Raw genomic sequence first — 13,874 nt, 5'->3', positions numbered from 1 at the left:
TCCTACAGATGCACGAAGGCTGTCAGCGGCAAATGGTCGGAGGCGACGCGCGACAGCGGCGTGTCATGCGCTTCGACGCCCGAAACCAGGTCGTGCCGGTTGCCCATGATGCGGTCGAGCGCCAGCACCGGCAGGCCCGACGGGAAAGTCGGCACCGCCGGCGGCGTCGGGCCGAAGGTCGTGTGCAGCGTGTTCAGCGCCGAGCGGTTGCCGAGCCGCCATTCGTTGAGATCGCCGAGCAGCAGCGTCGGCCTTTCGTCAGCGCTGCTCATGATGTCGAGCACGACGCGGGCCTGTTCGGAGCGTGAGCGGCGCAAGAGGCCGAGATGGGCGGCAATGACGCGTACAGACCGTTTCTCGTCGAGATCGATCTCGGCGACCAGCGCGCCGCGCGGCTCCAGTCCCGGCAGCTTGATCTGGTGGACGTCGCGCACGGTGCCCCGCTTGAACAGAAGCACGTTGCCGCGCCAGCCATGCCCCTTGCCATTGCCGCTGACCGGCACCGGCACCAGCCCCGTTTCCAGTTCCAGGCGGGCAAGGTCGAGCAGCCCGGCCCTATCGCCGAAACGGTTGTCGGCCTCCTGCAGCGCGATCACGTCGGGGCTCATTTCGCGGATGACGCGCGCCGTCCTTTCGGGATCGAACCTCCGGTCGGTGCCGATGCATTTGTGGACGTTATAGGAGGCAACGACGATTTCGGTGTCGTTGACGCGCTTGCGCGGCGTCGCCTTCGCCTTACGCGCATTTCTGCCGCGTATCGACAAGATCACGGTCTCCGGCAGGCTGCGTCCTTTGATGTCGTCTATCTCCATGATCCTGCTGCTCGATTTCCTGCTCTAAAGATAGGGCGATCCCAGCCACAGCAAACGGTCGAAGACGCGGATTATGAATGGCCTTTCCTTCAACGTCTGCAGCGTCACCGGCTGAGCCGTGGAGATGGCCGCCGCGATACGGGCGTCGATCTCGGCGGCGAAGTTTTCATCCAGCACTTCCATGTCGATCTCGAAATTCAGCCTCAGCGAGCGGGCGTCGAGGTTGGAGGAGCCGACATAGGCCCACACGCCATCGATCGCCATCAGCTTGGAATGGTCGAACGAGCCCTCGTGGCGCCAGACGCGGCAATAATGCTTCAAAACCTGGTCGAACTGCGCCGTCATCGCATGGTCGACGAGGAAAAGGTTGTTCACCGCCGGCACGACGATGTCGATCTCGACACCGCGCCGGCCGGCCGTGGTCAACGCGCTGATGAACTCGCGGTCCGGCAGGAAATAGGGCGACATGATGCGGATCGATTTGCGGGCGACCGAAAAGGCGCCCATCAGCAGCTTGAGATTGGTTTCGTTGGACGCGTCCGGCCCAGTCGCCACCGCGCGCACCAGCATCGGCTGACCGGGCGGCGGCACCGGGCGCTCGACCTGCCAGGGCCCGTCTTTCAAGGCCTCGTTGCCGGCAAAGCGCCAGTCCTCGGCGGCAACCGAGAACAGGTCGGCCACCACCGGCCCGGTGACCTCGAAATGGGTGTCGCGCGAACTGTCGGAACCGGCGAATTCGGCCGAGAATCCCTTGCGGATGTTCATGCCCCCCGTGAACGCCACCGTGCCGTCGACGATCAGGATCTTCCTGTGGGTCCTGAGATTGGCGTAGGGAAGTCTCAACCCCATGACGATGTTGCCGTTGAAGAGATCGACCGGGACGTCGGCCTCCCTGAGTTGTTTCAGAATGCTGGGTACCGAATAGCGCACGCCGACCGCGTCGATCAGCACCCGCACGGCGACGCCGCGCTTGACCGCGCTGCCGAGCGACTGGACGAAAAGCGCGCCTACCGCGTCATTGTCGAAAATATAGGTCTCCAGAAGCACGCTGCTTTGCGCAGCGTCGATCCCCCGGCACATCGCCGTATAGGCCTCGTCGCCGGTCTTGAGCACCGCGATGGTGTTTCCCGAGGTGAGCGGACGCCTCGCCACCCTGTCGCCAAGCGTCTTCAGCCCGGTGAAACGCTGGCCAAATTCGGCGCTGATCAGGGCTTCTAGCGCGACGTCGCGATCGTGCCTGGCCGCGGCCGCCTCGCTGGAGACAGGGCGCATGGCGCTGATCGTCGCCCGGCGGATGCGGTTGATGCCGGCAATGGCGTAGATGATCGCGCCGAGGAAGGGCGACAAGAGCATCACGCCCACCCAGCCGGTGGCCGCGCGCACGTCCTCCTTCGTCATGATGGCGTGCACGATGCCCACCGCCGCCATCGCCAGCGAGAGGAGCAGGATAAGCGTCGACCAGTGACTCGCAATCGCCTCGAACATCGGCCCGACTATTGTGCGAGCCGGCGCGGAAGGCAATGCGAGCGGTCAAGGCTGTTCCGGCAAATACGCGCCGGCGCGATGATACGCCGTCTGCAGCTTCGACGGCGCGCGCCATTTCCCTCGTTTGCCGCGTGAAGAGCCCTACGAGGCGGACGCGGCGACTTTCGGGCGTACGCCGCGTCCGAACTCGACGTCCCAACTGCGTTCCGCCGGCGCGGCTTCGCCGCTCAGCCCGAGCTTCGGGAACAGCAGTTCCGCGACGTTGAAGACCTCTTCCAGATGCGGGTAGGCGGACGCGATGATCGTTTCGATGCCGATCTCCTGATACTCGCGGATTCGCGCCGCGACATTGTCGGGATTGCCGACGAGCGCGGTACCGGCGCCGCCGCGCACCAGCCCGGGACCGGCCCACAGATTCGGACCGATGACCAGCTTGTCGCGCCGGCCCTGATGCAGCGCCGACATGCGCTTCTGCCCGACCGATTCCGAGATGTTGACGAATCCGTTCTGGGCTTCGGCGATCAGGTCGTCGGTCACATGGCTGATCAGCCGGTCGGCGGCGGCCCAGGCCTCGTCCTCGGTTTCGCGCACGATCAGATGAATGCGCAGGCCGAAGCGGATCGTGCGGCCTTGCGCCGCCGCCGCCTTTTTCACGCGATCGATTTTTTCGGCGAGCTGGTCCACCGGTTCGCCCCAGCTCAGATAGGCGTCCACATGCTTGGCGGCGATCGCGATGCCGGCATCGGAAGAGCCTCCGAACCAGAGCGGCGGATGCGGTTGCTGAACGGGCGGGAAGGAGATGTCGGTGCCGTGCGCCGAAAGGTATTTGCCCTCGAAATCCGCCGGCTCACCGGAAAGGATCCGCCGCCAGATGGTCAGGAATTCGTCGGTCTGCGCATAGCGCTCGTCGTGAGCGAGCTTGTTGCCGTCGCCGGCAAGGTCGGCCGGATCAGCTCCGGTGACGACGTTGAGCAGCACCCGGCCACCGGAAATGCGGTCCAGCGTGGCCGCGTGGCGCGCGAACAGCGCCGGCGTCCCGCTGCCCGGCCGGAGCGCCACCAGGAACTTCAGCCGTTCGGTGAGCGGGATCAGCCCGGCGGCCACGATCCAGGCGTCCTCGCAGCGGGTGCCCGTGGGCAGGAGCACGCCCTTGAAGCCAAGCCGGTCGGCGGCTTGGGCGATCTCCTTGAGATAGCCGAAGGTCGCCGGCCGGTGGCGCTCGTCGGTGCCGAGATAGGGGCCGTCGCCATGCGTCGGCAGATACCAGTAGAGATCGAGCGGACGGGTGTTGTTGCTGGACATCGGATTGTTCCTTCAGCGATTGCGGAATCTGGGAGCAAGCCTCAGAGCTTGCCTTTCCAGGGGATGAGGCGGTGCTCCAGCCAGCGCATGCCGCTGGTGAAGGCGAAGGCGAGGATGGCGATGACGATCAGGCCGACGAACACGACATCGGTCGCGAGGAAATTGGCCGCCGACATGATCATGTAGCCGAGCCCTGACTGGGCCGCGATCAGCTCGGCCGCGACCAGCGTCGACAATCCGGCGCCGATGGCGATCTTCAGCCCGGTCAGGATTTCCGGCAAGGCGGACGGCAGGACGATGCTGGTGAACAGCTGCAGCCGGCTGGCGCCAAGGGACAGCGCGGCGTTGATGCGTTCGACGGGCACCGACCGCACACCCGCCTGTGCCGCAAAGCAGATCGGCGCGAAGGTCGACAGCGACAGGAGAACGACCTTGGAGGTCTCGCCGATACCGAGCCAGATGATCAGCAGGGGCAGATAGGCCAGCGGCGGCAGGCCCCAATAGAGATCGATCGGCACGCTGAAGATGCCCTTGACCCAGCGGTTGAGCCCCATGAGCAGGCCGAGCGGAATGCCCACGAAAATGCCGACGCCGAGCGCCGCGGCAATGCGGCCTAGGCTTGCCAGCGTGTGGTCGAGCAGCGTGCCGTTGGCATAGCCGTCGGCCGCGACGGCGCTGAACTGGGTCAGCACGTCGGCCGGCGACGGCAGGAACAGCGGCGACGCCCAGCCGAAGCGCGCGGCGAGGAACCACAATGCGATCAGCCCCGCCAGCGTGACCAGGCTGATACCGAACGTGCTTGTCGATGCGGCCCGGCGCGGTCGGGGAGAGGGCCTTCGCCGAGTCGTCGCGGGCGGGAACGAGGTGGGGGAATTGGCGGCAAGCGTCATTGCAAGGTTCCTGTGCGGGCGCCTTCCGGCTGGTGGATGAGCGAGCGGATTTCCTGCCGCAGTTCGATGAAACGCGGGTGGGACTGGATCGGCCCGATGTCGCCGCTTTCGGCAAAGTCGCGCACGAAGTCGGCGTCGAAGCGGGCGACGATGCGGCCCGGCCGGGGCGACATCACGACGATGGTGGTGCCGAGCGTCAGGGCCTCCTCGATCGAGTGGGTGATGAACAGGATCTGCTTGCCGGTCTTGGCCCAGACCGAGGCCAGCAACTGCTGCATCGTCTCGCGCGTCAGGCTGTCGAGGGCGCCGAACGGCTCGTCCATCAAGAGGATTTTCGGATCGGTGGCCAGCGCCCGTGCGATGCCGACCCGCTGGCGCATGCCGCCCGACAGTTCGTAGGGCGGCTTTTCGGCGAAATCGGCGAGGCCGACCAGTTCCAAAAGGTGCCTCGACCGCTCATGGCGCTCGCCGCGCGACACGCCCCGGTACTTCAGGCCGAGCGCGACGTTGTCCAGCACATTGGCCCAAGGCAGCAGGGTGTCCTTCTGGAACACGACACCGCGATCGCCGCCTGGCGCCACGATTTCCTGCCCGTCCAGCGTGATGGTGCCTTCGGAGAGCGGCAGGAAGCCGGCGATCGCGTTCAGCAAAGTCGATTTGCCGCACCCGGAAGCACCGACCGCGACAACGATGGAAGCGGGAGCGATATCGAGCGAGACGTGATCGAGCGCATGCACGTCCTGGCCATCGGAAGCCGGAAAGGTGACGCTGGCATCGCGGATTCGAAGCATGGGTGGCCTCCGGGCGATTTGGCTGGCTTGCCAGCCAAATCGGCGTTCCTTCAGGGGTTGCTAGTTCGAGGCCTTGGCCACTTCCGCGTATTGCGGATCGGCGAATGCTGCGTAGCTGTCCTTGATCGAGGTGATCTTGTGCTGGTCCTTCAGGAAGCCTGCGGTGTCCTTGAGGATTCTCGCAACCGCGCTCTTCTCGCCGCCGCCCAGCCATTTGCCGGAGACCTGCTCGTCGAGCGGCGGGACGACCGTCGTCTTCAACTGCTCCGAATTCTCGGCCGCCGTGCCGCCCTGCAATTTTGCGATTGCCTTGGCGCTCTCGGAGTCCGGGCCCCAGGCGGCAGGGTTGCTCAGATAGGCCTGGTTGTAGCCGTCGATCAGCCGGACATACTGGCCGAGGAACTCCGGATTGGCCTTGGCGAACGCGCCGGTGACGACCAGCGCGCTGAAGGTCGGCGCGCCGCGATCGGCGACCTGGCCGGCCGTGAGCAGGACCTTGCCGTTCTTCTTGAGTTCGGACAGCGCCGGATCCCAGACGAAGCCCCCGTCGATGTCGCCGCGCTTCCAGGCCGCGACGATCTCTGGCTGCGGAATGGCGATGACCTGGGTTTCCTTTTCGGAAATGCCTTCCTGCTTGAGCACGGCCAGAAGCTGGTAATGGTCGGTCGAGACCGGCGCCGCGGCGAGCTTCTTGCCGCGCAGATCCGCCGGCGACTTGATTTCGGGCCGCACCACCAGGGCCTCGCCGTCACGCGAGACCGACGAGATGTAGAACGCCTTCACGTCGATGCCCTTGCTGACGGCGGCCGAGAACGGGCTCGACCCGACATCGCCGATCTGGACATCGCCGGATGCGATGGCGGCGAAGATGTCGGCACCGGAATTGAAGCGGCGGAATTCGATGTTCCAGCCGGTCTTCTTGGCAAGGTCGCCATTGGCGATGCCGAGATTGTAGGGGTTGGCGCCGGTCTGGTAGGCGATGACGACTTTCTTGTCGTCCGCGGCGTTCGCCGCGGTGTGCGCGGAAGCCAGGGCAAGCCCGAAAAGGGCGGCGGAAATCAATTTTCGCATGGGCTTTAATCCTTTGAACTGAGGGCACAGCCTCGATTGCAGCCACCAGAGGGCCGTGAATTAAAGTCCACTAACCCGATAGAATTAGACAGGAATGATATTCCGAAAGGACGATCCGCGATGAAAAAGAATTGAGCTGAAATGCGAGGTGACCCCGGAGAGTCATTCTACGCAGGCGCGGTTCGCGCGTCGCAAAGGCCCGTCAACGGCGAGGCCGAAGCGTGGCGTTACGACTGCCTGGCGGCAAGGACCGCGGTCATCCGCTCGGCCAGCTCCGCCACCGGCCCCGTCTTTTCCCAGCCATAGAGCGAAACCACCATCGAGCGCTCCGCGTCAAGCGGCGCGTAGGGGCGGACACGATGCCCGATCGTCACGCTCCGGGGCAGCAACGACAGGCCGAGCCCGGCCTCCACGCCGACCAGCACGTTGCGCAGGCTGCTGCCGGAGAAGGCGATGTACCAGCGGCGCTGCTCGCGCTCGATCCGCTCGAACATGGCCTCACGATAGAGCCCGCCGGGCGGGAAGGCGACCAGCGGGATGGGATCGGCCCAGTCGGATCTGGCCGGGTCGGCGCTTTCGAACCACGCCATGGGTTCGGGAAAGCTCGCGCGGCAGTCGGGTTCGGCGGTCGCTTCCTTGACCACCACGATGTCGAACTCGCTGGCGCGATAGCGCCGGGTCAGATCGCGGCTCAGGCCCGTGGTGACGTCCAGCCGCGCCGCGCGGTGCCGCCTGGCGAAATCGCCGAACACCTCGGCCATCGTCGTGTTGACGATGTCCTCCGGCACGCCGATCCGCACCGGCGTGGTGCCGGCCGGATCGCCAAGCGCCGTTTCCGCTTCATGCTGCAGGGCAAGGATGCGACGCCCATAACCGAGCAGGCGCTCGCCCGCGGCTGTCGGTTTGATCCTGCGGCCCGAGACCGCCCCTTTTGTCCTGGCGCTGCTGCTGGGGGCGGGGCTGGGCGGCTCCTTCTCGCTCACCATGATCGTCGCGCTCGAGCATCTGCCGGACCCGGCGGAGGCCGGCGCACTGTCGGCCATGATGCAAGGTGGCGGTTTCCTGATCGCCGCGATCCCGCCCTGGATCGTCGCGGTGCTGCACGATCTCACCGGCGGCTTCCACGCCGGCTGGCTGCTGCATCTCGCCTGCATCGCCATCGTGACAGTGCTGACCTTCCGTCTCGCGCCGCGCAGCTATGCGCCGGCAATGAAGTTAGAGACACCTGAACCGGTCACGGTTTGATGTAGGCTCGCCGGCCTACAGCTTCCTGAAGAAGCCCGACAGAATGTTCGGACCTGCTTCGCCCGGCCTCAGCCTGATCCCGTCCTCGAAGCAGTTCAGCGTCACGCATTCGAAGCCGTGATGCGCGAGGAGCGCAACCAGCGAGTCGCGGTCGAAATGATGCAGGTGTTCGTTGGGCAGGCGCATGCGCCACTTGGCGAACCATGTGTCGCCGTCGGCGCCGAGTTCGCGCCAGCGGCAATAAGGGACGGCGATGGCCAGGTGGCGGGTCTGAAGGCGGGAGAGGAAATCAAGATCGGGGATGTGCTCGAGCACGTCGAACATGGCGACGAGGTCCCACGTGCCGGCGAGCGCCTGATCCCAGTCGACGAAGCTGACGCCCTTGGGCAAGGGGAATTCAGCGATATCGCAGCCTGCGCAATCGGCGACGCCGGTTATTTTGGCGGCTTCGATGAATGTGCCCGTGCCATATCCGATTTCCAGCACGGACCGAGGAATCTCACCCGTGATCCCCAGCACCCAGCCAAGCCGCTGGTAGCCGAGCTTTATGGTCCGGTCGCTCAGGTCCTCATAATAGGAGATGTATTTCTTGTCGTACTTAATCGGTGCGAAGTCGATCTGGTGGATCACGCCGAACCTGTCCACCTCGTAATTGTCCAACATTAGCCGCGCGGCCTCCGGAATTCCTTGCATCGTCAGTTACACGCAGCCGCGGTCTTGAGCGCTTCGGCCCGGGAAGGTGCGGGCAAATTTCCGATCCGTCGCACAGAGGCGTAGAACCTCGGATAGTCGCCGGAGCACAGGTCGAACAAGCGAAGAAAGGCCGGGACCTCTTCGCCGTAGACAGAAGTCGCGGCAAGCTTTGCATTATTGATCGGGCTATCGAACCAGGCATCGTATCCGCGGTATCCGGCCCATCGCCTGTCGCGCATTTGCCGGTAGCGCGTGCGCAGCTTGTCGATCGTGGCTGCTTTGGCGGCCGCCATCTGCTCCGGGCTGCGCGGGCTTCCATAGACCTGGCTCAACTCGTCCCGGGTTTTCGCGATCAGTTCGAGAAAATCCGCCTTGCGCTTGCGATCGGCTTCGTAGGCGCGCAATCCGGCGCGATTGCCGGTGGCGCGCAGCCATCTCCGCGTGCCGGTGGTTTCGACGGAAACAGCGAAAGCCTCGTTGAACGCGGAGTCGCCGTTCACATAGACCTTCTGATGCGCCAGCTCATGGAAAACAAGGCTTGCGAGGTAGGTGTCGTTCTGACGCAGCATGGTGCTGAGCAGCGGGTCGCTGAACCAGCCCAGTGTGGAATAGGCCGTGATGCCCGTCACATAGACGTCCAGCCCTTGTCGCTGCAACGCAGCGGCATTTTCGAGCGCGTCTTTGCGCGAAAAATAGCCCTTGTAGGGAACGCAGCCGAACACCGGAAAGCACCACGTTATCGGGGCGAGAGAGAATTGCGGCGCGGCAAAGACCGCCAGGGTCACATCGTTCCGACCGACGTCGACATAGCTGCGGTAGCTGCTGTTGTCGGGCAGCGCCAGCTCTTCCGTGGCAAAGCGGCGTATGGCGCTGGCCGACGTCAGCTTGGCGCGCAATGGCTCCGGCGTCGAGGGATCACCGATCAGCTTCGTAACATTCTTGCGCGCGGCCATGATCTCGACATGGCCCTCCAATGACTGCGCATAGTAGACAACGCTGGTGCACCCGGTCATACCGGACGCCATGATCGCAGCGGCAAGCAATCGAAAAACGCGCCTCAAAGCCTGGTCACCGCCCGCTCATCTCCCATGGAGCAAATCTCTCCATTTGCTCCATGTCTCAAACAGGCGCGCCTATTTCGTCAAGACCTGGAGGGCAGCGGGCCGGATTTTCGATTTCTCAGCGCTCGATGAAAATCTAAACCCGCCTCGCCACCAGCCGCAGCCAGGGCGCAAGGTGGAAGGCCGCCATCAGGAGATACATCGGCACCATGCCGCTGAGCACCGAGGCGCCCGACATGCACATCATGTCGTGGCCGCCATAAGCAGCCGTCAGCAGCGCCATCGTTGCAAAGGTCGGCGCCGCGGCGAGGCACAGCCAGTCGGCGAGGCCGAAGCCGCTCAGGCCGGCCGGGCGAGGGGAGTCGATATTCATGATATCCACCTTCTGGAGCGATCAGGCTTTCAAGCCCATGGGAACAAGGGCGTAGCGGGATCGACTCCGGCGGCACAGTTCCCGCCGCCGGAATCGCCTCACGCTCAGGCGTTCTTGTTGCGGAACGCCGCTTCGCCGGCATCCGACACCTCGACCCATCTCCGGTCGGGAGCGGCGCCTGCTTCATAATTGTCGTGCCAGTTCCACCACTTGTAGGTCTGGGTCTGCGGATAACCCTCGGGCGAATCCTCCCACACCTCCTGGCGGCCGAGCGGCGTGATGTCGAGGTAGCTCCAGACCGTGCCAAACGCTTCGTCGCCGCGGTTGTTGACGAAATAGGTGCGGAAGATGCGTTTGCCGTCATGGATGAAGACGTTGTGGCCGTGCCATTCGTCGACGCCGAAATCCTTATCCCAGCTGTCGGTGATGGTGTACCAGGGCATCTTCCAGTCCATCCGTTCCTTCACCCGCTGGATGTCGGCCTGCGGTGCGCGCGAGGCATAGGCGAGCGTGGTGTCGCGGGCGTTGAGATGGGCGAGGTTGCCGACCTGGTCGGCACCGAGCGAGCAGCCGCGGCAGGCGTGCTCCGGCCAACCAAAGACGCCAGGCTCGAAGAAGGCGCGGTAGACGACGAGCTGGCGGCGGCCTGCGAAGAGGTCGAGCAGGCTCGCCTTGCCGTTCGGGCCTTCGAAAACATAGTCCTTCTTGACTTCCATCCACGGCATGCGGCGGCGTTCGGCGGCCAAAGCATCGCGGGCGCGGGTCAGGGTCTTTTCCTTCACCAGCATCTCTTCATACGCGCCTTCCCACGCTTCCTGCGAAACGATCGGCGGTGTCTTCATGTGTTGGGTCATTGCTCTTGTCCCGTTCTTGGGTTTGGTTGGGGGTGACGAGGACAGACATAGGGCCGCACGCTTCGATGGTGAGAGTTACAAGTGTGACGCGATTTGCTGCGGCAGCCCCTGAGGCGATGGCATGGACTCGCTGATCAATGCCGCCGGCCGCGCGCTCGCCGCTGGCGATCCGCTCGGCGCTTTGAAGCGCGTCGCGCTGCGCGACGACGCGCCGGCGCTGGCGCTGCGCGGCATCGCGATGGCGCAGCTCGGCGACTTCGCAAAGGCCAAAGCGCTGCTGAAGGATGCTGCCCGCGCCTTCAGCCCGAGGGAAGCCGTGGCCCGCGCCCGTTGCGTCGTCGCCGAGGCCGAGATCGCGCTGGTATCACGCGACCTCGGCTGGCCGGAGAAGGCTCTGCGATCCGCGCGCGCGACGCTCGCCGCGCATGGCGACCGGCTGAACGCCGCCTATGCCGGCAGCCTCGAAGCGCGCCGCCTCATTCTCATCGGCCGCCTCGACGAGGCCGAGCGCCTGCTCGCGGACTTCGATCCGGCGCCGCTGCCGCCAGTCGCGCGCGTCGCGCATGAATTGGCCGCGGCCGGCATCGCCGTCCGTCGCCTCAGGACCAAGGCGGCGCGCTCGGCCTTCGGCCGGGCATCGCTCGCCGCCTACGAGGCCAACATCCCTGCCTTGCGGGCCGAAGTCGAGGCGGCGTCCCTGGTGCTGAACACGCCCGTCGGACGGCTGATCGCGCGCGGCGCGGAGAAGGAACTGCTGCTCGACGAGGTCGAAGCGCTGCTGGGTTCGGGCGCGATCGTCGTCGATGCCTGCCGCAACGTCGTGCGCGAAGGCGATGCAGTCGTTTCGCTGGCAACCCGGCCGGTGCTGTTTGCGCTGGCGCGCACGCTTGCCGAGGCATGGCCGGCCGACGCATCGCGCGAAACGCTGCTGAGGCGCGCCTTCCGGGCAAGGCATGCCGATGAATCGCATCGCGCGCGGCTCAGGGTCGAGATGGGACGGTTGCGCGCCGAGCTCGGTGAGGTGGCCGAGATCAATGCGACCGCTGCCGGTTTCACGCTGACGCCGCTGAAGGCCGCCGAGGTCGTCGTGCTGGCGCCGCCGGTCGAGGAGGAGCACGGCGCGGTGCTCGCCTTCCTGACCGATGGTGAGTCCTGGTCGAGCTCGGCGCTGGCGATCGCGCTTGGCGCCAGCGCGCGCACCGTCCAGCGGGCGTTGGAGGAATTGTCGTCGCAACACAAGGTGCAGGCGGTCGGGCGCGGCCGGGCGCGCCGCTGGATGATGCCGCCGGTGACCGTATTCCCGACTGTCTTGTTACTCCCGGGTCCGCTGCCGACCGACTAGTGTGCGGCCATTGTTCGAATGGAGATTGAAAATGAAACGAGCCGCTGCCGAGATCCTGCGTGAATACGGACCGTTCCCCGGCGTCGAGCGCGTTAACGGCGTTACCTATGACGGCGAAAACGTCTGGTTCGCCAGCGACGACAAGCTGAACGCGCTCGATCCGGATAGCGGCATGATCGTGCGTACGATCGATGTCGCCTCGCATGCCGGTACTGCCTTCGACGGCCAGTATCTCTACCAGATTGCCGAAGATCGCATCCACAAGGTGGACCCGAAGATCGGCAAGGTCATCGCAACCATTCCCGCCCCCGGCAACGGGGGTGACTCGGGGCTCGCCTGGGCCGAGGGTTCGCTCTGGGTTGGCGAATACCGGGCACATAAAATCCATCAGATCGATCCTGAAACGGGCAAGGTGATCCGCACGATCGAATCGAAGCGCGTCGTTACCGGCGTCACCTGGGTCGATGGCGAGCTCTGGCATGCCACCTGGGAGGGCGAGGACGGCGATCTGGTGCGCGTCGATCCCGACACAGGCGATGTGCTGCAGGAATTGGCGATGCCCTCCGGCGTGTCGGGGCTGGAATCCGACGGCGGTGGCTGCTTCTTTTGCGGTGGCGGCAGCAGCGGCAAGATCAAGGCCGCGCGGCGTCCGGGACATAGAGCAATTCCAGGAAAAGTGTGAGCGGTTTTCCGTCCGGAATTGCGTAAAACAAAGGAGATAGGGCGTTTCGCCGTTTCCGTGAAACGGTGAAACACACCTAGCACCGGCAAGTAAGGACTGGTGGAAGGGCGGCCCGATCAGGCCGCTTCGCGCGCCGGCCGCGTCATCGGCTTGTTGGAGGCCTTCGCGGCATTCGGCCCGTCGATATGGGCCCAGGCCGGTCGCTCGAACAGGAAGGTGCCGAAGCCGATGCGCTTGACGACGAAATAGAGCACCACCGGGCTGATGATCGAGACGAGCAGCACCGCGAAGCTCAGCATGCCGGTGTCGGTCAGGAGGCCGCTTGCCAGCATGACACCACGGAAGATCGACATCGGTATGGTGAAGGCGACATAGACGACCAGCGAATGCTCGCCGAGCCACCGCAGCCACTCCATCGAGGCGAATTTCGACAGGAAGCCGCCGGCCACGCAAAGCGCCACCGCGCCGGCGACGGCCAGCGCCAGATGCAGCGGCGGCCATGCCGCCAGGCCCATCTGCATCCCGACCGGCTGCACGGCATAGCCCGGCGAATAGACGAGCAGGCCGTTGGCGAGCGCCCAGGCGAGCAGGCCCGCAACGGCGATCGCCGGGCGAGTCTGTGTCCATTCGACCAGCCGGAATATCAGCGGCGCCAGGACGAAGCCCAGATAGAAGAACACGAAATAGGCCGCGAACTGCTCAAGCGCGTAGCTGTCCGGTTTCGGCGCCCACATCTGCAGCGCGGCGGCAGCCAAGATGACGATCCAGTGCGGCACTTTGAATTCGCGCAGTATGCGTATGACGATGCCGAACACCGCAAGCATGTAGATGAACCACAGGACGCCATAGGGCTGGACGGCGGCCATTGCGAGGTCGTGCAGCATTCCGGTCGGATCGCCGCTGAAGATGCCGATCTTCAGCCCGATCGAGATGACCGCCCACAGCACGTAGAAATAGAGATAGTGGACGACGCGCCGGTCGACATAGCGCCGCCATGGCCGGTCGATCACCTGCGACAGGAACAGGCCCGAGATCAGGAAGAACTCCGGCATGCGGAAGGGCGTCGCAAAGCCGATGACATAATGCAGGAAGCCGACGCCGCCGGTGTATTCACCGGTGTTGTAGGCCGAATACATCATCACCACGAGGATGATGGAAAGGCCTTTTGCCGTGTCCACCCACGGCATGCGGTTCGGGTTGCTCATACGCGATCTCGAGGAAATTCAACTGCCGCGATTGTAGCGGACACGCAAATCCCGCGCAGCATCAAGCT

Annotated in this window: 15 protein-coding genes; 3 read left to right on the top strand and 12 right to left on the bottom strand. The window is 64.8% G+C overall.

Annotated elements, in window-relative coordinates:
• Positions 1-2 precede the first annotated feature (2 nt).
• The 7 genes from LB572_RS27045 to LB572_RS27015 form a co-directional block, all read right to left on the bottom strand.
• A complete protein-coding gene (locus LB572_RS27045) occupies positions 3-812 on the bottom strand; it encodes an endonuclease/exonuclease/phosphatase family protein (protein WP_181179035.1) in 810 nt (269 codons plus the stop codon).
• 24 nt (positions 813-836) lie between these two features.
• Positions 837-2,297, bottom strand: coding sequence for a phospholipase D-like domain-containing protein (locus tag LB572_RS27040; protein WP_224669893.1), 1,461 nt, complete (start codon positions 2,295-2,297; stop codon positions 837-839).
• Between the two features lie 141 nt (positions 2,298-2,438).
• Positions 2,439-3,599 (bottom strand): FMNH2-dependent alkanesulfonate monooxygenase, encoded by a 1,161-nt coding sequence (gene ssuD / locus LB572_RS27035; protein ID WP_224669892.1) that lies wholly within the window; start codon positions 3,597-3,599, stop codon positions 2,439-2,441.
• Between the two features lie 41 nt (positions 3,600-3,640).
• On the bottom strand, positions 3,641-4,489 hold the full coding sequence (locus LB572_RS27030; RefSeq protein WP_224669891.1) for an ABC transporter permease subunit: 849 nt from the start codon (positions 4,487-4,489) through the stop codon (positions 3,641-3,643).
• Positions 4,486-5,280 carry a taurine ABC transporter ATP-binding protein gene (locus tag LB572_RS27025; RefSeq protein WP_224669890.1) on the bottom strand — a complete coding sequence of 265 codons (795 nt, stop codon included), beginning with the start codon at positions 5,278-5,280 and terminating at the stop codon, positions 4,486-4,488. The genes LB572_RS27030 and LB572_RS27025 overlap by 4 nt, the downstream gene beginning before the upstream one ends.
• Before the next feature lie 60 nt (positions 5,281-5,340).
• Positions 5,341-6,351: a taurine ABC transporter substrate-binding protein gene (tauA, locus tag LB572_RS27020; protein WP_224669889.1), complete on the bottom strand. Its 1,011-nt coding sequence runs from the start codon at positions 6,349-6,351 to the stop codon at positions 5,341-5,343.
• A gap of 227 nt (positions 6,352-6,578) precedes the next feature.
• The gene (locus LB572_RS27015) at positions 6,579-7,337 is read right to left on the bottom strand and encodes a LysR family transcriptional regulator (RefSeq protein WP_224669888.1); all 759 of its coding nucleotides are present in this window, start codon (positions 7,335-7,337) and stop codon (positions 6,579-6,581) included.
• Here LB572_RS27015 and LB572_RS27010 point away from each other — a divergent pair.
• Positions 7,336-7,596 (top strand): hypothetical protein, encoded by a 261-nt coding sequence (locus tag LB572_RS27010; RefSeq protein WP_224669887.1) that lies wholly within the window; start codon positions 7,336-7,338, stop codon positions 7,594-7,596. The genes LB572_RS27015 and LB572_RS27010 overlap by 2 nt on opposite strands.
• A 15-nt stretch (positions 7,597-7,611) precedes the next feature.
• Here LB572_RS27010 and LB572_RS27005 read toward each other — a convergent pair whose 3' ends face one another.
• The 4 genes from LB572_RS27005 to LB572_RS26990 form a co-directional block, all read right to left on the bottom strand.
• Positions 7,612-8,241 carry a class I SAM-dependent methyltransferase gene (locus LB572_RS27005; RefSeq protein ID WP_224669886.1) on the bottom strand — a complete coding sequence of 210 codons (630 nt, stop codon included), beginning with the start codon at positions 8,239-8,241 and terminating at the stop codon, positions 7,612-7,614.
• Positions 8,242-8,291: 50 nt separating this feature from the next.
• Positions 8,292-9,302 (bottom strand): aminopeptidase, encoded by a 1,011-nt coding sequence (locus tag LB572_RS27000; RefSeq protein ID WP_224669885.1) that lies wholly within the window; start codon positions 9,300-9,302, stop codon positions 8,292-8,294.
• 184 nt (positions 9,303-9,486) lie between these two features.
• Positions 9,487-9,723, bottom strand: coding sequence for a hypothetical protein (locus tag LB572_RS26995; RefSeq protein ID WP_224669884.1), 237 nt, complete (start codon positions 9,721-9,723; stop codon positions 9,487-9,489).
• A 104-nt stretch (positions 9,724-9,827) separates the two neighbouring features.
• Positions 9,828-10,577: a DUF899 domain-containing protein gene (locus LB572_RS26990; protein WP_224669883.1), complete on the bottom strand. Its 750-nt coding sequence runs from the start codon at positions 10,575-10,577 to the stop codon at positions 9,828-9,830.
• Between the two features lie 121 nt (positions 10,578-10,698).
• On the opposite strand from LB572_RS26990, the gene LB572_RS26985 reads away from it, so the two are divergent.
• A complete protein-coding gene (locus LB572_RS26985) occupies positions 10,699-11,919 on the top strand; it encodes a helix-turn-helix domain-containing protein (protein WP_224669882.1) in 1,221 nt (406 codons plus the stop codon).
• Between the two features lie 31 nt (positions 11,920-11,950).
• The gene (locus tag LB572_RS26980) at positions 11,951-12,601 is read left to right on the top strand and encodes a DUF6923 family protein (protein ID WP_224669881.1); all 651 of its coding nucleotides are present in this window, start codon (positions 11,951-11,953) and stop codon (positions 12,599-12,601) included.
• A gap of 116 nt (positions 12,602-12,717) precedes the next feature.
• Here LB572_RS26980 and LB572_RS26975 read toward each other — a convergent pair whose 3' ends face one another.
• On the bottom strand, positions 12,718-13,806 hold the full coding sequence (locus LB572_RS26975; RefSeq protein WP_224669880.1) for an acyltransferase family protein: 1,089 nt from the start codon (positions 13,804-13,806) through the stop codon (positions 12,718-12,720).
• Between the last annotated feature and the right edge of the window lie 68 nt (positions 13,807-13,874).

Source organism: Mesorhizobium sp. BH1-1-5 (genome assembly GCF_020165615.1).
Classification (GTDB): Bacteria; Pseudomonadota; Alphaproteobacteria; order Rhizobiales; family Rhizobiaceae; genus Mesorhizobium.
Note: the sequence above shows the minus strand (reverse complement) of the source record. Positions and strands in the feature narration are given on the sequence as shown.